Source organism: Salmonella sp. SG203, from assembly GCF_013350575.1.
In the GTDB taxonomy this organism is placed as follows: Bacteria; Pseudomonadota; Gammaproteobacteria; order Enterobacterales; family Enterobacteriaceae; genus Salmonella; species Salmonella enterica.
The window spans coordinates 132,863-151,554 of record NZ_SNMT01000006.1 but is presented as its reverse complement, the minus strand read 5'-3'; the positions used below and the strand labels follow the sequence as shown (position 1 = coordinate 151,554).

At 50.0% G+C, this 18,692-nt stretch carries 14 protein-coding genes, 5 tRNA genes and 4 pseudogenes; 11 read left to right on the top strand and 12 right to left on the bottom strand.

The features are described from left to right. Positions 1-85: 85 nt before the first annotated feature. The 5 genes from HV477_RS11350 to HV477_RS11325 form a co-directional block, all read right to left on the bottom strand. A complete protein-coding gene (locus HV477_RS11350) occupies positions 86-274 on the bottom strand; it encodes a hypothetical protein (RefSeq protein WP_024131109.1) in 189 nt (62 codons plus the stop codon). A 10-nt stretch (positions 275-284) separates the two neighbouring features. After that, positions 285-497, bottom strand: coding sequence for a cold shock domain-containing protein (locus HV477_RS11345; RefSeq protein ID WP_000208509.1), 213 nt, complete (start codon positions 495-497; stop codon positions 285-287). A 454-nt stretch (positions 498-951) separates the two neighbouring features. Beyond that, positions 952-2,220 carry a Y-family DNA polymerase gene (locus tag HV477_RS11340; RefSeq protein ID WP_079899366.1) on the bottom strand — a complete coding sequence of 423 codons (1,269 nt, stop codon included), beginning with the start codon at positions 2,218-2,220 and terminating at the stop codon, positions 952-954. Between the two features lie 2 nt (positions 2,221-2,222). Then, positions 2,223-2,642 (bottom strand): translesion error-prone DNA polymerase V autoproteolytic subunit, encoded by a 420-nt coding sequence (locus HV477_RS11335; RefSeq protein WP_000394197.1) that lies wholly within the window; start codon positions 2,640-2,642, stop codon positions 2,223-2,225. 590 nt (positions 2,643-3,232) lie between these two features. Next, a tRNA-Ser gene (locus HV477_RS11325) sits at positions 3,233-3,322 on the bottom strand. Positions 3,323-3,410: 88 nt separating this feature from the next. Here HV477_RS11325 and mtfA point away from each other — a divergent pair. The 5 genes and pseudogenes from mtfA (at position 3,411) to HV477_RS11300 (ending at position 5,991) form a co-directional block, all read left to right on the top strand. Further along, positions 3,411-4,208: a DgsA anti-repressor MtfA gene (gene mtfA / locus HV477_RS11320; RefSeq protein ID WP_079899365.1), complete on the top strand. Its 798-nt coding sequence runs from the start codon at positions 3,411-3,413 to the stop codon at positions 4,206-4,208. A gap of 100 nt (positions 4,209-4,308) precedes the next feature. Then, positions 4,309-4,384: transfer RNA gene (locus HV477_RS11315), tRNA-Asn, on the top strand. A gap of 167 nt (positions 4,385-4,551) precedes the next feature. Next, a pseudogene (locus HV477_RS11310) lies at positions 4,552-4,857 on the top strand (Arm DNA-binding domain-containing protein); the annotation flags it as partial. A gap of 421 nt (positions 4,858-5,278) precedes the next feature. Continuing rightward, positions 5,279-5,354 (top strand) — tRNA-Asn (locus HV477_RS11305). Between the two features lie 163 nt (positions 5,355-5,517). Next, on the top strand, positions 5,518-5,991 hold the full coding sequence (locus HV477_RS11300) for a peptidase (RefSeq protein WP_001219015.1): 474 nt from the start codon (positions 5,518-5,520) through the stop codon (positions 5,989-5,991). Between the two features lie 97 nt (positions 5,992-6,088). Here the strand turns inward: HV477_RS11300 and HV477_RS28780 are convergent, their stop codons facing one another. Next, on the bottom strand, positions 6,089-6,223 hold the full coding sequence (locus tag HV477_RS28780; protein WP_001524547.1) for a hypothetical protein: 135 nt from the start codon (positions 6,221-6,223) through the stop codon (positions 6,089-6,091). 241 nt (positions 6,224-6,464) lie between these two features. On the opposite strand from HV477_RS28780, the pseudogene HV477_RS11295 reads away from it, so the two are divergent. The 4 genes and pseudogenes from HV477_RS11295 to HV477_RS11280 all read left to right on the top strand — a co-directional run. Then, positions 6,465-6,932: pseudogene (locus HV477_RS11295) on the top strand (phage integrase N-terminal domain-containing protein); the annotation flags it as partial. Between the two features lie 85 nt (positions 6,933-7,017). Further along, positions 7,018-7,296: pseudogene (locus HV477_RS11290) on the top strand (transposase); the annotation flags it as partial. A 683-nt stretch (positions 7,297-7,979) separates the two neighbouring features. After that, positions 7,980-9,674: an SEL1-like repeat protein gene (locus tag HV477_RS11285; protein ID WP_079899384.1), complete on the top strand. Its 1,695-nt coding sequence runs from the start codon at positions 7,980-7,982 to the stop codon at positions 9,672-9,674. Positions 9,675-9,730: 56 nt separating this feature from the next. Next, positions 9,731-11,461 (top strand): hypothetical protein, encoded by a 1,731-nt coding sequence (locus HV477_RS11280; protein WP_020437392.1) that lies wholly within the window; start codon positions 9,731-9,733, stop codon positions 11,459-11,461. Positions 11,462-11,518: 57 nt separating this feature from the next. Here the strand turns inward: HV477_RS11280 and HV477_RS11275 are convergent. Continuing rightward, positions 11,519-11,623 (bottom strand): annotated as a pseudogene (locus HV477_RS11275) (DUF520 family protein); the annotation flags it as partial. A 47-nt stretch (positions 11,624-11,670) separates the two neighbouring features. Between HV477_RS11275 and HV477_RS11270 the strand changes: the two are divergent. Next, positions 11,671-11,844, top strand: coding sequence for a hypothetical protein (locus tag HV477_RS11270; RefSeq protein WP_000957535.1), 174 nt, complete (start codon positions 11,671-11,673; stop codon positions 11,842-11,844). Between the two features lie 521 nt (positions 11,845-12,365). Here HV477_RS11270 and HV477_RS11265 read toward each other — a convergent pair. The 3 genes from HV477_RS11265 to HV477_RS11255 all read right to left on the bottom strand — a co-directional run bounded on the left by HV477_RS11265 (position 12,366) and on the right by HV477_RS11255 (position 16,145). Next, positions 12,366-13,820, bottom strand: a complete 1,455-nt coding sequence (locus HV477_RS11265) for an AMP nucleosidase (RefSeq protein WP_000428191.1) — start codon at positions 13,818-13,820, stop codon at positions 12,366-12,368. A 651-nt stretch (positions 13,821-14,471) separates the two neighbouring features. Beyond that, a tRNA-Asn gene (locus HV477_RS11260) sits at positions 14,472-14,547 on the bottom strand. A 140-nt stretch (positions 14,548-14,687) separates the two neighbouring features. Continuing rightward, the gene (locus tag HV477_RS11255; protein WP_001669456.1) at positions 14,688-16,145 is read right to left on the bottom strand and encodes an EmmdR/YeeO family multidrug/toxin efflux MATE transporter; all 1,458 of its coding nucleotides are present in this window, start codon (positions 16,143-16,145) and stop codon (positions 14,688-14,690) included. A gap of 159 nt (positions 16,146-16,304) precedes the next feature. Between HV477_RS11255 and HV477_RS11250 the strand changes: the two genes are divergently transcribed. Next, positions 16,305-16,380: transfer RNA gene (locus HV477_RS11250), tRNA-Asn, on the top strand. Between the two features lie 224 nt (positions 16,381-16,604). On the opposite strand, the gene ldtA is transcribed toward HV477_RS11250, so the two are convergent. Continuing rightward, complete coding sequence (gene ldtA / locus HV477_RS11245) at positions 16,605-17,534, bottom strand: L,D-transpeptidase (protein ID WP_001252817.1); 930 nt, start codon at positions 17,532-17,534, stop codon at positions 16,605-16,607. A 77-nt stretch (positions 17,535-17,611) separates the two neighbouring features. Next, entirely contained in the window at positions 17,612-18,682 is a 1,071-nt protein-coding gene (gene cobT, locus HV477_RS11240; RefSeq protein WP_045901206.1) for a nicotinate-nucleotide--dimethylbenzimidazole phosphoribosyltransferase, read from the bottom strand. Between the last annotated feature and the right edge of the window lie 10 nt (positions 18,683-18,692).

Genomic DNA, 18,692 nt, shown 5'->3' with positions numbered 1-18,692 from the left:
TAAGCCACTATAGATGATGGATGTCAGCGTCTATAGATGATAATCATCCGGGCATAAAAAAGCTCCTGTACGGAGCTAATATGAATTATTTTCTAAAATCTGGCGGAACCTGTCCTGAGCGAATGTATAATCCAACATTATCAAAAGTGATCATGGTTGACTTACAAAAAATACATTTCGCGCCAAACGGGTTTTGCTCAGTAACATCGAATGTCGATGTTCTGTATTGTGAACCATGGCAACATGGACACCGGAAGTGAATTTTATTAGTAATATCAGTTGCCTTAAAGCGCCACAACGTTGACCGCTGATGGACCTTTTGGTCCCTGCTCTACTGAAAACTCCACTTCCTGATTTTCATTCAGAGTGCGGAATTCATTACTTTGAATGGCGGAAAAATGCACAAACACATCTTTGCTGCCATCTTTAGGCGTAATAAAACCAAAGCCCTTTTCAGGGTTAAACCATTTTACTAAGCCAGTGATTTTCGTCGTCATAATATTGTTACCTTTTGAATGAGCCCTTGGGCGAAATGGCCTGAAGAAAATTATCAGAGAGAAAAAAACCTAAAGGAGATCTCAAGAGGAACAAATGATGAGAAATATTACAATCACTACTTCAGATAAGTTTGTATCAAACCGCACAACCATTAACGCATGGTTAACTGAACATAGCAAGCTTTAGTTTTGTTAAAAAAATATTAATTGTTTTTTAGCATTATCACGCTGATTGCCATACTCTTTTTATCCATGCCCGGCGCTACGGCTGAAACCAGGCGTAAATAAGTGACGTCTCACAACGCCTACCTGGCAATAAACGCGCCACATTTTCTGATGTCGTAAACCAGGATACATGCGCCTCATCGTGAGAGGTTCCTGTGATCTTGTGTGACCAAAACCGGTTAGAGAACGGGGATGATTTGGCAACTATCTCATGCATTGATCGCACAAGTTACTTAACACGCAGTAGATCAGAGTATCTTGTGGTGTACCGAGGCGAAAGCATTTCTCGCTTCATAGCCCACTGTTGCGACATCCCCTGCCCGGCGAAGTACAGCGTCCCCTTCCCGTCTTTTGCGTTAAGATGGTCCAGTACTTCCATCAACTTCGCACTACCGGCGCGCGGCGCGTTATCGTCGAAAAGGTTGAGTTGCGCTACGCCCTGACTGAAGAAGTCACCCAGCATCACCCCCGCTTTCTGGTAGCGATGGTCGTCGCGCCAGATTTTATCCAGGCATTTCACAGCCGCATTGATAATGTCGCGTGAATCCTGCGTGGGGGTGAGAAGCGTCACCGCGGCGCTGTTACCGTAGTAGGGCTCGTTCAGGGCAAAGGGTGATGTTTTGACGAATGTTGAAATGAAACGGCAGTACTGGTGCTCGCCGCGGAGTTTTTCTGCCGCGCGCGCAGCGTAGCTGTAAACAGCCTGGCGCATTTCCTCATAGTCTGTGACCCGTTCGCCGAAAGAGCGACTACAAACGATTTCCTGCTTTGCCGGCGCAAACTCTTCGAGCTCCAGACATGGCTCTCCGCGAAGCTCTCTCACGGTACGCTCCAGCACGACATTGAAGTGTTTCCTGATGATCCAGGTACTTTGTTCAGAGAGATCGAGAGCAGTCTTGATGCCCAGGGCATTGAGCTTCTTACTGATGCGCCTGCCGACACCCCAGACATCCTCCACGGGTATCAGGGCCAGCAGCCGACGCTGGCGCTCGATGTTCGACAAGTCAACCACCCCGTCGGTCTGGCGCTGCCACTTTTTCGCAGCATGGTTAGCCAGCTTGGCAAGGGTTTTCGTCTGGGCAATGCCTACACCGACAGTCAGGTGCGTGCGCTTCAGGACCGTCGCTCTTATCTCGCGCCCGAAATCTGTCAGATCCCGGCAGTTTCGTACCCCCGTCAGATCACAAAAGGCCTCATCAATGCTGTAAATTTCTACCCGCGGCACCATCTCCTCGAGTGTGGTCATTACCCGGTTCGACATATCAGCGTAAAGCTCGTAATTACTGCTGAAGCAAACAACACCGGATCGCCGGAAGCGTTCTTTCTGTTTGAAGTATGGCTCACCTGGTGCGATACCGAGCTGTTTCGCCTCGACGCTACACGCGATAACGCAGCCATCATTGTTTGATAACACCACCACTGGTCGGCCACATAAATCAGGACGAAAGACCGTTTCGCAGGAGGCGTAAAAGCTATTAACATCGCAGAGCGCGAACATAGTCAACTGACCGCTTTAATGATAAAGGTCACCACCCCGAATATGTCGAGCGTGTCTTCACTGCCGACAGGTATAGGTCGATAGGCGCCGTTCATGGGGATTAACTGCACTGTCGGGCGCAACTGCAACCGTTTTACGGTGAACTCTCCTTCAATTGCCGCAATTACAATGTCACCGTGGTCAGCGTTCCGTGAGCTATCCACCACCAGCAGGTCGCCGTCGCTGATGCCTGCTTCAATCATTGAATCACCCGTGGCTTTGACAAAATATGTTGAGCTGGGATGAGAAACGAGCAACTCATTAAGATCGATACGCTGCTCAATGTAGTCCGCTGCGGGGCTGGGGAATCCACACGGCACTAAGTAACTGAAAAATGGGAGAGGAATAATTTCGCGCAACTCTGTAGGTCTGAAAAATTCCATAATCCATACCTCGAATACTGTTTTTATATACAGTAGTATTATTTAAACATGCGCGCAAGATACTGGAGTCGCTGCGGCTGTTGAAATCTTCGTCGCTTCGTTTGTAAGTTTCTCTCTCAGTTCAAATTATGGGTTTTGTAAATTTTCCGGTTGTATTGTCATGTGCGCATATTTAAGCCAGCCTGGAGGCCAGATTTTCTGTACAGCGTCGACAGTCCCGCAGCGTAAGTTATCGCCACGCGCCAGCGCGTTTCCCTGACAGCAATTAATCTTTCGCCCTGCGCCCATGTCTACAGGGGAACATGTCGGGCAACAGGCCGGGTGCGACGATTACCGAGGACGACGGCGTTAAATCGCCGCTAGTGACATCAATATTAATCCAGATGGGGTACGGCGAAAGAGCGGGGCAGAAAACCAGGAGTTGACTTATGATCGAAAAGTAAAAATAACACTATCCCTGGCCCCTTCTTCTGGCAGAAAAAGCATAAGATGGCGATACGTTTTTCACGTAATATTCTAACAGAATATTCTAAGTGTATTCTAAGTGTGAGACTGATCGCTGAAAGAAGATGAGCTAAGTGTTTGAATTGTGGCGGAGAGAGGGGGATTTGAACCCCCGGTAGAGTTGCCCCTACTCCGGTTTTCGAGACCGGTCCGTTCAGCCGCTCCGGCATCTCTCCGTATATTGCAATGATGCCAGGTAATTTGGCATTTTAACAGACCCTATTCGGGTAATTTTGTTCAAGTGACGAGTTTACGAGCAAAACGATGATTAAGTGGCCCTGGAAAGCACAAGAAATACCCCAGAACGAAGACTGGCCGTGGGATGATGCGCTGGCTATACCTCTTCTGGTAAACCTCACCGCGCAAGAACAGGCTCGGCTTATTGCGCTAGCCGAACGTTTTTTGCAGCAGAAAAGACTGGTAGCGCTACAGGGATTTGAGCTCGACTCGTTAAAAAGTGCACGTATTGCGTTAATTTTTTGCTTACCGATCTTGGAGCTCGGTATTGAGTGGCTTGATGGTTTTCATGAAGTGCTCATTTATCCCGCGCCCTTTGTGGTAGATGATGAATGGGAAGATGACATAGGTCTGGTGCATAGCCAGCGTGTCGTACAGTCGGGGCAAAGCTGGCAACAAGGGCCCATCATTCTGAACTGGCTGGATATCCAGGACTCGTTCGATGCTTCGGGTTTTAATCTCATTATTCATGAAGTCGCGCACAAACTGGATATGCGTAATGGCGATCGCGCCAGCGGCATCCCTTTCATCCCGTTACGCGATGTGGCTGGCTGGGAACACGATCTCCACGCGGCAATGAATAATATTCAGGATGAAATCGATCTTGTTGGCGAAAGCGCTGCCAGTATAGATGCCTATGCCGCCACCGACCCTGCAGAATGTTTTGCCGTGTTGTCAGAGTATTTTTTCAGCGCGCCAGAACTGTTTGCTCCACGTTTCCCGGCGCTATGGCAGCGTTTTTGCCAGTTCTATCGCCAGGATCCTTCTCAGCGCTTACGGGTAAGCGCTGCCGAAGGCGACTACGGCGAGGAATCCGAACATTAATTCCTCACTTTGTGGGTTAATTAACCAATTGAATTGGCGCGTTAATTTTACTGTTGACACGTTATAGCCGGCCCAGTATTATGCGCCTCGTTGAAACAATTCCTCTGTAGTTCAGTCGGTAGAACGGCGGACTGTTAATCCGTATGTCACTGGTTCGAGTCCAGTCAGAGGAGCCAAATTTAGGGAAGCAGACGTTCACTGACGTCTGCTTTCTGCATTTATATCAACTGATTAACCCCTTCTTCAGGTTCACTCTCGTTTACTAAAAACCACTCGAAGCTATACCCTTTTGCTGGTAAAGCTGGTTCGATTTGCGTTTTACCAGCACGCGGAGGGAACCGTCATGTCACTGACTGATACTAAAGTAAAAAATGCCAGACCAACGGAAAAGGCCGTCAAGCTCACTGACGGGTTTGGCCTCTATCGATTCAAAATACTGGCAGACAGGCTATCGCTTCGATGGCAAACAGAAGGTGTTTTCTATTGGGGTTTACCTTGCTGTATCGCTTGCTGATGCCAGACAACGCCGTGACGAGGCCAAAAGGCTGCTGGCTCAGGGGATTGACCCGAACGCAAAAAACAGGCTGATGAAAAAATCCTTCAGGAAAAGCGCGATAAAACCCGCTCGTCCCGTGTCGTCGCCAAAAGCTGATGCGCCATAATTCTGCCTATGATATTGACGGAAATCTTTTCGCCTGCACCAGAAATTTATCTGCCATTTCCGCTACCGGCGTCAGACTGCCTGTATCAACCATTTTCACAAAATATTTCACGTCTAAAGTTCATTCTACTCCCTGCCCTTAATCTCTACGGCGTTATGTCTCAGAATTATTTGCCAAGTGCCTGCCAGTTTTTCACGTTTCATCAGACGCTGGTACATAGCCATTGCGGTAAGGTCACAGCATTTGACTTGTGCAATTACAGACAAAGTTGCGCCATGCCGGAGCAAAGTAGGAATTAGATCAAAACTTCAACGCTTTGTTGTTTTTGTCAGCAAACAAACGCGCAACCTTATTTCCCCCTTTGACAAGCCGATCGCACATCGTTACTATGCGCCCCGTTCACACGATTCCTCTGTAGTTCAGTCGGTAGAACGGCGGACTGTTAATCCGTATGTCACTGGTTCGAGTCCAGTCAGAGGAGCCAGATTTTAGTTTCGGGACATCCTGGCGAGTCCGGAGACGTTTAAAAAACAAGAAATTATCTTTACCCGGTTGATCTGATAAGGTTTGCCGGTTTTTTTGACATCCATAGTTTTTGGGGCTTAATCGGGGCCTCACGGTTCGTTGAGTAAATGGAGCCCCCTCCTATGGCATTAACCGATACCGCTGGCGGCACGCAGACCGATCCGGGTACAGGAAAACCGTCAGAAAATCCACCCGCCGCTCCCAATAAGCCCACTCCACCGAAAGAAGAAACGCCGCCCGGCGCGCCGGAGAAATACGCGTTCACCGCCCCTGAAGGTCAGGAACTCGATACCAGCGCGCTGGCGCAGTTCGAACCAGTGGCGCGTGAACTGAACCTGACGCAGGAGCAGGCGCAGAAGCTGGTGGACGTCTATCCGAAAGTGCTGGCGGGAGTGCAACAACAGCAAGCGGAGTCATGGCAGAAGCAAACAGAAGACTGGGCTGCGGCAGTTAAAGCCGATAAAGACATTGGCGGTGACAAGCTGGCGTCTAATCTTGGCGCAGCTCAGCGGGCTATCGACACGTTCGGTACCAAAGAACTGAAAGAGTATCTCGATGGTACCTGCGCCAGATCTCTGGTCAATGCTGCACCGTGACGGAAGCGATTCCACCCGGCACCTGTTACCACATCAGCGCCTTTTACTTTACGGGCTGCGGCCTGCAAAGACGTCCGGCTTTGCTGCCGCGTGACCGTCAATCTGCGCCAGAATCCGCGATCTTTCGCGCCCGGCACTCAACCGGTGCGTCACTTTCGTCGCGCAAAGCGACAAAGTGACGCACAACCACTACACCGCGCCATGCCCCTGTTTTCGGGGTTCCGGCGTTCATTCCCGAATCTGACACGCCTTTTTGGGGCCGCTGTCAGCAAGAAAGAAGAGAAAAAGATCGATACCGAGGGGGGGCTGATGCCCCGGAGAATTTCTGCTCACGCAGGCAGCCTGTACCGCGTACAGTCTGAAACTCCCTGTACCTCAACAAACTGCCACTCCGGCGTAAAGGTATCGTTCTGGCGCAGCCAAAGAGCATACGCCGGAGACTGTTCGTGTTCTCAAAATCACAGGAGAAGTGTATGGGCAAGTTAGGTGGTGAAATGAAGGCACTGGCAAAGCACTGTGGCGGTAGCCATAAAACGGTGAACGATTGCATTCATATCGTGCAGCGTTTCGATCACCACTTACGGGCTTTGAACGTCCATATCCAGCGGGTTGCGCAGATTAAGGTGCGCCACATTGAAAGCTATATTCATGAAAGGTTGGCGCAGGGGATCGGCAAACGCACGCTGCAAAATGAAATAGCCTCGCTGCGCGCTGTTCTGCAACAGGCCGGGCGTAAACAGGTGGCAGAGCATGAGTGGCTGCCTAATAAATCGCTGGGTCTGGCTGGTGCATCGCGCAGCGGGACGCGACAGGCGATCACGCCGGAACATTATCATCATGTGCTGGAGACGGCCCGCATGAAAGATCCGGGACTGGCGGCGGCGCTGGAACTGGCGAGGCTGATGGGCTTACGTTCACAGGAAGCGGTGCAGAGCGTGCAATGGATCTGGGGCATGGGGACGGGCGTGGGCGGTATGTGGCGCAGGTGTATGGGCAAATTTGACAGCTGGCTAAGAGCGAGCAGCGGATGGAGCAGGTTACCACCGTTCACAGTTAGTGAAAGACTGGGCGGAGGTGGTAAATATCAGGCTGCATTACCTTCCCCCTTACAGTCCAAACCTGAATCCGATAGAACGAATGTGGAAATTAATGAACGAACATGCCCGGAATAATCGCTACTTCAGCAGTACGCGAGAGTTCAGGGACGCAATATCTGTCTTTTTTAACCAGACACTGCCGGATATAGCGGACTCACTGACATCCCGAATTAAAGATCACTTTCAGGTGCTCACTCCCGCATCTTGAGGTTTATTGGGTATATAATCGTTAATAATCATCAGCGCGTTATTATCAAATTAAAAACAACGCGCTCGTGATACTTAAATTATTCTTACTGGTAACTGAAGAAAACTCTCTCCTGCCAGAATATGCTCCTCGCATCCTTTACATTAACTCTTTGTTTCTATAGCATGAAATAAGTTTCAGGGAGTTATTATTCATACAAGGAGAACATCTTGAAGAAAATATTCATAACAATTATAGTTTCATTATATTGCGCGAATATATGTGCAAAACAATCCCCCAGTACAGAATCCAAACCCGTTAATTTTATCGCCCAAATTGAAAATATCGATTTTAATAAAACCGCCATTAGCAGTGACCTGAAACTTTTACTCGCCGACCGTTATTATTTTAAAGATAAAACACCCTGTAATACTAATACCCTTTCTGCGCGCGCAGAATCAATGGGACTGACGACAGAAGAATATATTAATAAAATACGCAGTTTAAGACCGGCTATTCTCGATGACCGTTATTTTTACCTGACGGTCGATCAGTGCGATGCTGGCGGCACGCCCATGCTGACTGGAATCGAGCTATGTACCGAAGCGCTGTGCGGTGCCGAATACATGAAAAGATCGTCTGACTTGTGGCTGGATGATGAACTGCAACCGACGGTTAAACGTCAGGCAACAACAGTAGTCCATATGCCCCTCCCCTATGACAAAGAGAAAAAATTATGGAAAGTCACCGGCTGGTATCTGGAATCCTCAGAAGAAACAGGGGAGGTGATGCAGAGTAAACAGATAGCCTTTGAAGGCTATACCAACGAAGAAAACTTCGCTAACCGACAACGTGTTTCTGTATTTAAATCTTTCTATGAAAGCGGCAATCTCAAAAATATTTATCATTATAATGCGCAAAATAAGCGTGACGGAAAAGCTGAAACTTACTTTGATGAAAAAGACAAAATAGCGGAAACGCTGACGTTTAAAGATGGTCAACCCGAAGGGGAATACATCGTATACCATGAAAACGGAGCCGTTGAAAGTAAACGTTACTTTGCCCAAGGTAAAATTAAAGATGGCGAATGCCCACATTTTTATGATAACGGCGTTTTAAAACAAAAACACAGCTATTTAAATCAGAAACTGGAAGGCCCGGCATTTGAATATTTCCCTGATGGGAAAATAAAGGGGAAATATTCATACAGAAAAGGCGCCATTGTCGGCACCAGTACGGAATATTATTCTACCGGTAAAATTCGTGGTGTTTACCACAGAAATAACCAAGGTGAAAACGACGGAACGTTCGAACAATACAGTGAAGAGGGCAAACTCCTTTCTAAAGCGACTTATAAAAATGGCAAACAGCTTTCTGCTCAGAGCTGGTATGGAAATGGGCATCCCAAAGAAGAATCCTCTTTTGATAGTGAAGGCCGTAAACATGGTGCGGTCAAAGAATGGTTCAGCAACGGAAAGCCTGCCTCATCCAAAATGTATAAACATGATGTGTTAGACGGGGATTCCGAAAAGTGGTACGAAAATGGTCACCGCGAATCAGTCTATCCCTATAAAAACGGTATGCTAAATGGGGACGCTAAGCACTGGAATGAACAGGGCAAACTCACCTATACCACCGAATATAAAGACGATAAAAAGCAGGGAGCCGATCGCCGCTGGAGCGAACGTACCGGTAAACTTGTTGAAGAGGTTATGTTTGCTAATGATGAAAGAAACGGCCTGAAAAGAGAGTTTAACGATCGTACGGGTAAGGTCTTAAGTGCGCTGCCCTATGTCGATGGCGACAAGGAAGGTACAGAAGAAGCCTATGATGAAGACGGCATAAAATACATCCGTTGTTACCACAACGATGAAGAGCTTTCAGAGCTATATGCGCCGACTGACGTCACCAATAAGGCAAAGCAGGGTGACAGCACTGCGCAATATCATTTAGGTAAGTATGAGTTTGAATGCACAAACTACGATGCGGCGATGAAATGGTTAACTCAGTCCGCAGAGCAAAATCATCCCGGCGCGCTTCTCTTTTTGGCCTATGCGTACAACGACGGTGATGGCGTAACGCAAGACAGCAAAAAATATCTCTCCTATTTATTCAAAGCGGCAGAGCTTGGCGAAAGTGATGCGCAGTTAGAAGTGGGATATTTAAATCTTATCGGCGAAGGAATGCCGAAAAACCTGCCGGAAGCCTATAAGTGGATTAAAAAATCCGCTGACCAGGGAAATGCTCAGGCGCACTATAACCTTGGACTCATGTACAGGAATGGTGATGGCGTTGAGAAAGACCTCAACAAAGCCAAACTTCATCTTACAGCGGCGGTAAAAGGCGGCGTCAAACCTGCACTGGCAGCCTTAAAGGAATTAACGCCTCAAACTAAGTAAATATGACTTTGCTGTAAAGAGGCTATTCAAACGGAACTGAAAGGATACACGTTGCTATGAAATTTAAATTCGCCACATTACTCACAGCCGCCACGGTTTTTTACTCTTATCAGAGCGTTGCACAAAGTCAGCAATCGCCTGATGTCTGGTCAGTTGTCGAACAGAAACTGCAAAATGCCGTCCCTTTAAATGAAAACACCACTTTTAAATCGCAGGCAGCCTGGTTTGAATTACACAGGGAATTGTTTATGTACGGCCCGATGAGCCGTGCGGATGCATTACTGAAAAAGCTGGACACACAATCGAATGATGCGAAGTTTTCGCTAAACCATGAGGCCTCGTGGATCGCTGAAAATAATAGCCCGGATGCCGCGATGGTTTTCCTGTCCAAAATTGGTCTCGATAAACCGTCGAGCATTACCGCCTACGAGAGCTACGTTGATGGCTGGGTTAATCGCAAACAGCCTGAAAAAGCCTTAGCCCTTCTTAGCAAAAATGCCGACGCGAGGAATTTTTATTTAGCCACGGTTTTAAAATCCTGGCACTCAGATCCTGATAAAACCGCCGCTATTTATAATGAAAATTACGCTGATAAAATTGTTGTTCCTTATACTCAGCTAAAAATGCTGCTTATTATTGCGAAGCAGTACCATGCCAAGGGCGACACCGCAAAGGCGTTGGTTTACGCAGATAGCGCGCTGAAAATGTTTGATACGGCTATTGCTCAACAACCGAGTGCTGAAGCCTACCGTTATCAGGAGTATCTCGACCTGATGGAGATCTATTACGCCACGGGTAATAAAGAGAAGGCGATGGCGTTGTCTGCGAGATTGCGCAAAGCAACCGGCAATAAAGGAAGCTATTTCCAGTATTCATTACCGGGATTGCTCTCTTTTTATAAGAAAAACGAGCTGACACAGAATTATCAGGAGACGCTTTCAACCTATGTGACGCAGGTCGATAAAATATTCAATTTTGCCCCTTCGCCGCGCATTGAAATGGAGCTGATTGATTTATTAAGCAAGCTTGATGATGTTGCGCTGATGAATAAGCGTATCGATTTGCTGATGAGCGCGCCGGAATATACCTGCTACGACGACAGGTATTGCTACGAGTACAAAATCAAAGCGCTGAAGAATCTCTTTCAGCATAAGCAGAATGCTGTGGCGGAAAAGCATATCGCAACCCTCTCCGCCGAGGCGCAAACCCTGACGTTCGCCGAATGGGAAGATGCAACAAATGAAATAGGTGAAGTACTCAAAGAAATTGGCCATCCTGAGGCAGCGCAAAAATTAGCCGTCAGCGCCGAGGCGATTTACCTCAGCCAAGCAAAAGCCTGGCCTGATGAAGATATGTCGCGTTCCTTTCAAAGACTTGCGGAGCTTTACAGCTATGGCAACGACACGGTGAATGCCAAACGGGTGTTACACCAGCACGTTCCCTCTCTCGAAGAGGAGGCGATGATCGACCACTACATGAATGCAAAACAGTGGAGTCAGGCAAGGGAATTGATGATTAACGCAGATAGGGTCGATAATAAAAACCTGATGCTGTTACGCCAGATTTGTTCTGAAAACACGCCCGAGTGTCAGGAACATATTACCTTTACGCTGAAAAAATTAACCACGCAGGCGTCGATTACCCGCCAGGACGACACCGGTAATCAGCAGCTTTATCAGATTGGGAATATTTTTCACAGATTGGGTATCATACCGGGAGCGGAACAGCAGGCGCTGATTCAGGCGTTGTATAACAAGGCCGCAGAGACTAAAAAAGCCACGCCTTAATCGATTTACCCGCCCGGCCACCTTTCTCACATGCGGGAAGGCGGCGGGCGGGAAAAATCAATCGCGGAAGTTTTTGAACTGGAACGGCTGGCCCAGATTGCCGCCGCGCATCAGCACCATCGCTGCCTGCAGATCGTCGCGGGATTTACCGGTCACACGCACTAACGTAAATTCGAATCCAAACCCACAGAGATTACCGCAAGATATTAATGTTGACCCAACACCGCCTGCCGGAAGACCCGCGCTGGAACGCCCTGCACGAGGAGTTCAGCTTTGACGACGACGACAACCTGCTGGGCATGAACATGCCGCCCGAAGGTGGCGAGCATCAGGCGAAAGTCAAAGGCGACCGCCTGCTACTACAGGGCAGACCACCACTATGAGTACGACGAGTTCGGCAATCCCATCGCTGACCGCTGGGGCAAGGCGCAGTGCCGGAAGCACCGATTTGAATGGAACGGCGAGCACCGGCTGGTGCGCTTTACCGACGTGCGCCACTATGATGATGAAGGCTTTCCGCGCCACTCGTGGCGCTATGAGTTCGATAATGGCGTGACCACCCTATATCCCTGTCCGACGTGAAAATCCTCAGTATCAAGCCTTCTGATAATCCCTTTAAGCTGATCGATTCTCACGGTCGGTATCTGCTTGTTAATCCGGGCTTGTGGGTCCAGGCGCTCAAGGAGCGTGAAGTGCGGCGCAATGTTTTCGCCTTCCGGCGCGTTTCCTGACGTAGACGCGATTATCGGCGACAGGTCTCCGGCGATGGTGATGAAGCCGCGGCACAATAAGGCCTTAACGGGATACAGAACCGCCTCCCGCTAAGGCTTCATTCAGCCACTTTCCATATCACATAAATACGCCTCTTCCGCTCCTGTCCAGCAGCAGGCGACAGCTCATTTCGTTAGCGAAACGGTGGCTCATTAAACGTGCGTAATTTACGTGAGTGCAAACGATCACCTTCTGCGCGTAGTAAATCAATAGCACGAATACCAATTTGCAAATGTTCTGAAATAGCCCCCTCATAAAACCGGTTTGCCTGCCCGGGCAGTTTAATTTCACCGTGTAAAGGTTTGTCAGAAACACAAAGCAGCGTGCCGTAAGGCACGCGGAAGCGATAGCCCTGGGCTGCAATCGTCGCGCTCTCCATATCAATCGCGACCGCGCGGCTAAGGTTGAATCGCAGCGCCGATGCGGAATAACGAAGCTCCCAGTTACGATCATCCGTGGTGACGACCGTTCCCGTGCGCAGTCGCTGTTTCACCTCTTCACCGGGCATTCCGCTAACCGCTTTGGTAGCGTCGTACAGCGCACGCTGTACTTCCGCAATGCTTGGAATAGGAATATCAGGCGGCAGAACGGCATCCAGCACATGATCATCGCGTAAGTAGGCATGGGCCAGCACATAATCACCAATCGCCTGACTTTCTCGTAACCCTCCACAGTGCCCAATCATAAGCCAGACGTCAGGCCGCAACACGGCCAAATGGTCGCAAATCGTTTTAGCATTTGAAGGGCCGACACCGATATTTACCAGCGTAATCCCCTGCCCATCTGCCGTTACCAGGTGCCAGGCGGGCATCTGATGCTTCTTCCAGGCCAGATCGGAAATAGCCTCTTCCGGCGCTTCCGTTTCTGCCGTGATCCAAATTCCGCCGGCACAGGAAAGCGCGATATAGGGACTGTCAGGATCAAGAATTTGGCTGCATCCCCAGCGCACAAACTCATCGACATAGCGGGTGTAGTTGGTAAACAAAACGAAGGGCTGAAAATGTTCAACCGGCGTACCGGTATAGTGCCGTAACCGGGCCAACGAGAAGTCAACACGACGCGCGTCGAAGTGCGATAACGGATAGAATTCGCCGGGGTGGAACAGACCGTCTGCTGTCTCATCGCCAATCTGCGCCAGTTCTGTGGTAGGAAAATGGCGCGTTAGCCCGGCGCTCATAGAACGATCCAGCGTCAGAGCTGAGCCGTCGATCACGTAAGGATACGGGATCTCATGGTGCGAGGCCTCTACCGCAATATGCGCGCCATAATCATGGTAAACGAGGTTAAGCTGTTCCAGAAGATAAGCGCGAAATAGCGCAGGCCGCGTAACGGTAGTGGTATAACAGCCGGGATGAGTAAAGCGTCCAAAAGCGCGTGTTTTAGGCGGGTTCGGTGTCGCGCCATCCCAGCTTACAGACAGCGAAGGATAAACAAACAGTCCGTTAAGCCTGGCGTGGGGATCGGGCAGCGTACCGTTATCAACATAGTCAGCGATGGCTTCACGGAGCGCGTTAACCGACTGCTCGTATAGCTCCTCCAGGCGATCCAGCGCCTGCTCGGGCGTTAGGTTTGTGCCTTTATTTTCCATATTATTCTCCTTAGCGTTCACAGGTGAGGCACGTCATTCGATAGTATGACAGCAAAGGAGGAAACTAAAGGGGTTAGCGTAAGGGCGGCGGCACAGGTAACCGCCAGATCACCTGCCACATCCGCCTCTTCGTCAGCGGCGGCGGTGAAAGCGTCGCTGAAGATTTCCCATTTTGGCGCGGTATCGGAGGAGGCATTAACGCCCATATGATTAAAATGGCATTCCCCAAGGCGGAGCCATCGGCAGCGATAATCGTCAGTTTACTATCAAAGACGCCGTTGGAAATTTCACTGGTTTTAATATTGGTTTTTTAAGCTAGCGTAAACAGGATCAAGATAATTATAAGTAAGGGGCTGTCAGGCACCATGTATCAGGCAGCAGTTTTCGCACTCCCTGCATGGTTTTAGGACGCTGGATGCAATCTGTTATTTTCTGATGCAGAAATTTTTATCGGTGGGTTTGAGCCTACGGATAGCAGTATCAGTGAGTGCCATCGTGAAAGGCTATTTGTTTAACGAACCTGGAGGCACTCGGACGCCAAAATAACAGATATCAAAAAACCCGGTAAACCTTCTCAGGTCAACCGGGTAAAGATAATTTATTGTTTTTTAAACGTCTCCGGACTCACCAGGATATCCCGAAACTAAAATCTGGCTCCTCTGACTGGACTCGAACCAGTGACATACGGATTAACAGTCCGCCGTTCTACCGACTGAACTACAGAGGAATCGTGTGAACGGGGCGAATATTAACGAGGTGCCCCTGGCTTGTCAAAGCCTGTTTTCACAAAAAAAGTTCGTTTGCTGCTTTATTCCACACTTCGGTTAAAATTCACCGTTTCCTGATGATTTTCACAGCAAAAAGCGCTTACTCCCTCTTTACGCGCGGGTATCTCCACAGCCAGCGCCCGCTTATCAGACGCCAGTAAAACAGTGCGCCACGCACGGCCCAGTCAAGAAACATCCCCAGCCAAACCCCTACAACCCCCATACCCAGCACAATACCAAGCGTATACCCTGCCACAACGCGACAGCCCCACATCCCCAGCATCGATACCCACATCGCAAATCGCACATCGCGCGCGCCTTTAAAACCCGACGGCAGCACCCACGCGGCCGCCCAAATTGGCATAAAGGCAGCATTAAGCCAGAGCAGAACTTTCACTACCTCTTTTACGTCCTGCTCCTGGGTATAAAATGAGGCAAACAGACCCGCGAACGGCGCCGTCCCCCAGGCGATTGCCGTAAGTACGATAGTCGACATCCAGAATACATGGCGCAATTGACGCTCTGCCTGACCAATTTGTCCGGTACCAAGACGCTTACCGGTGATAATAGTCGACGCCGAACCAAGGGCGTTACCCGGCAGGTTGATAAGCGCCGCCACGGAAAAGGCAATAAAGTTACCCGCAATAACGTTAGTGCCCATTCCGGCGACAAACATTTGCGTCAGTAGCTTGCCACCGTTGAACAGCACTGATTCAATGCTCGCCGGAATACCGATACCCATCACTTCCCAGATAATGCCGAAATTCAGCGGCTTCAGATAGCTTTTCAGCGGAATGCGCAGCGCCGGATTAAAACCAATCATCAGCACCCAAATAATCGCTACCGCGCCGATGTAGCGCGAAATGGTTAATCCCAGCCCCGCGCCGGCAAAACCCAGCCCTTGCCAGGAGAAAGCCCCGTAAATCAGGATGCTGCTGATAATAATATTGAGAATGTTCATCCCGCCGTTAATCATCAACGGGATTTTCGTATTCCCTGCCCCACGCAGCGCGCCGCTACCGATTAGCGCAATTGCCGCAGCCGGATAACTCAGCACCGTCAGTTCAAGGTACGTTAACGCCAGCCCCTTTACTTCTGGCGTCGCCTCGCCTGCGACAATATTAATAATTTCACTGCCGAAATAATGAATGACCACTGCCAGCACAACGGCAAATAGCGTCATAATCACCAGCGACTGGCGCGCCGCCGCCCTTGCGCGTCGCCTGTCGCGCTTGCCGAGGCTAAAGGCGACCACCACCGTAGTACCAAGATCGATAGCCGCAAAAAAAGCCATAATTACCATATTAAAACTGTCGGCAAGCCCCACGCCCGCCATTGCTTCCTTGCCCAGCCAACTGACGAGAAAAGTACTGAGCACGCCCATTAGCAAAACACAGGTATTTTCCAGAAAAATAGGGATAGCAAGTGGGGTGATTTCACGCCAGAACAACACTTTGTAGCTCTTGCGTTTGGCATACCAGGGCGTACGGACGACAGCCTGGCGTAAGGCAGTGGAGACGTTCAAAATGGACCTTAAAGAAGAGAGTTGAAACCACATTTCAATAATGAGCGAGAAATCGTAAGGCTGCAAAGCTTTTTGCAGAAAAAATGTCTGCAAATGCAACAAAGTGATGAGATAACCCGCAATCGAATCTGTAAGAGGTTAAATGGGGTTTGACAAAAATTTTTCCGCCGCTAATATACGACCCCACACGATTCCTCTGTAGTTCAGTCGGTAGAACGGCGGACTGTTAATCCGTATGTCACTGGTTCGAGTCCAGTCAGAGGAGCCAGATTTTAGTTTCGGGACATCCTGGTGAGTCCGGAGACGTTTAAAAAATAAGAACTTATCTTTACCCGGTTAACCTGATAAGGTTTGCCGGGTTTTTTGACACCCATATTTTTGGGGACTTAATCGGGGGCCTCACGGTTCGCTGAGAAAATGAAGCCCCTGCCATGACACTCACTACTAATACAGATACTCCAGCCCATGAAAACCAGCAATGCGGCAGGATATTTAAAGGCCAGACCTGCCCGCGCTAATGTTGACCGGCATTCCGGAACGGCGCTCCAGCACCTCATTAACCCGCGAAGTATCAACGTCATCCCCTTTGATAAACGTGCGCAGCACTGGCGTAACGGGCAATGGAACTTTTTTGTCTGACTCAAATTCAGCACGGTTGCGAGAAAGCGGTTCGTGCACCTCCAGCCAACGACTGCCATCCGGCTCTACCGAAAATTTAACGGGCCTGTCGATAATCTGAACGCGGGTTCCTACAGGAACATGGTCGAATAAATATTTAATATCGTCATTGCGTAAACGGATACAGCCCTGACTGACGCGAAGGCCAATGCCAAAGTTAGCATTAGTGCCATGGATGGCATATAACCTGCCGATATATATTGCGTATAGCCCCATAGGGTTATCCGGCCCCGCAGGCACCATCGCGGGCAGCGTTTTTCCCTCTTTAGCATATTCCCGACGCGTATTAGCCGTTGGCACCCAAACCGGGCCATCTTGTTTGCGTTCAACCGCAGTTACCCAGTTGCGCGGCGTTTCACGGCCAGCCTGACCAATACCAATGGGTAGCACCTCAACCGTATTCGTGCCTGCGGGATAATAATAAAGGCGCATCTCGGCGACGTTTACCACAATACCTTCACGAACGGTGTCAGGCAGAATCAACTGCTGCGGCACTACCAGTGTGGAACCAGACTGAGGTAAAAACACATCCACGCCGGGATTCGCTTCAAGCATATTACTCAGCCCCTGACCATAGCGGGCGGCAAATGACTCTAAGGGCTGAGTATTGTTCTGCGGTACGGCGATTGTGACAGGCTGTCCTACCAGACGACTGCCTTCGGGCGGCAACGGATAGCTTATAGCCAGCGAGAAATGGCTTACCAACAAGACGAAAAACGGAAAAAAAGGTGTGATACGACGCATTATATCCCTTCCTTTGTCGCGGCAGGTGTGCGTTAAGTATAGCTTTTTTCTCACATGGCTGGTGTTGTGCGCCCGGGTTATGTTGCGTTTGCGTTCCCCTCCGGCAGGACAATATTACTGGCCGCTAACTCCCCCATATTGTGGAACATGGCGCACGCGGCTTCCACGATCGGCATCGCCAGCGCCGCGCCGCTTCCTTCACCTAACCGCATCGCCATATGCAAATAGGGTTCCATAGACAAATGCGCGAGCGCGATGCGGGCGCCCTTTTCCGCCGAAAAGTGCGACGGGATCAGATAAGGTCTCACCGCAGGCGCAATCTGACAGGCCGCCAGCGCTGCCGAGTAGGAAAGAAAGCCATCCAGCAATACGGGTAAGCCACACCTTGCCGCGCCAAGCATCACGCCGGTCATCCCGACCAGATCAAAACCACCCACCTTCGACAACACATCAATGCCGTCGCGCGGATTGGGCTGATTAATCGCAATCGCCCGCCGCACGACGTCCACTTTATTATCGATGCGGGAAGGCGGAAGATTCGCGCCAATCCCCACCACCTCTTTTGCATCACTTCCTGTAAAAACGCTGACCATCGCGGCGGCTGGCGTAGTGTTCGCCATTCCCAGCTCCCCTACGCCAAATAAGGTCACGCCGCGTTGCGCCAGGTCGCAGGTGTAGCGGGAAACCTCCAGCAAAAGCGCCTCAGCCTGCAAGCGACTCATCGCCGGGCCAACGGCAATATTTCCGCAGCCGCGCGCGACGCGCATATCAACTACGCCAGGAATAGGTTCGGCATCAATACCGACATCAATGACATGCACCTTCGCACCGGCCTGAGCGGCAAGCACACATACGCCGGTTGTTCCCCGCGTCATATTCGTCGCCTGAATCGCCGTCACGATTTTGGGCGAAACCGCTACGCCTTCATCCCAGACGCCATGGTCGGCGCACATCACCAGCACCGCCTTTTCACCTACCTGCGGCGTACCGTTAAGACCCGGCATTCCCGCGAGCTGAACGGCTAAGGTTTCCAGTCTGCCCAGGCTGCCCGGCGGTTTGAGCAGGCCGTCAATATGTTGCTGCGCACGCGCCATCGCCTCGGCGTCCGGCGCAGGAATGTCACGGAGTAAAGCGTGTAGTGTCTGCATAAGATGTCTC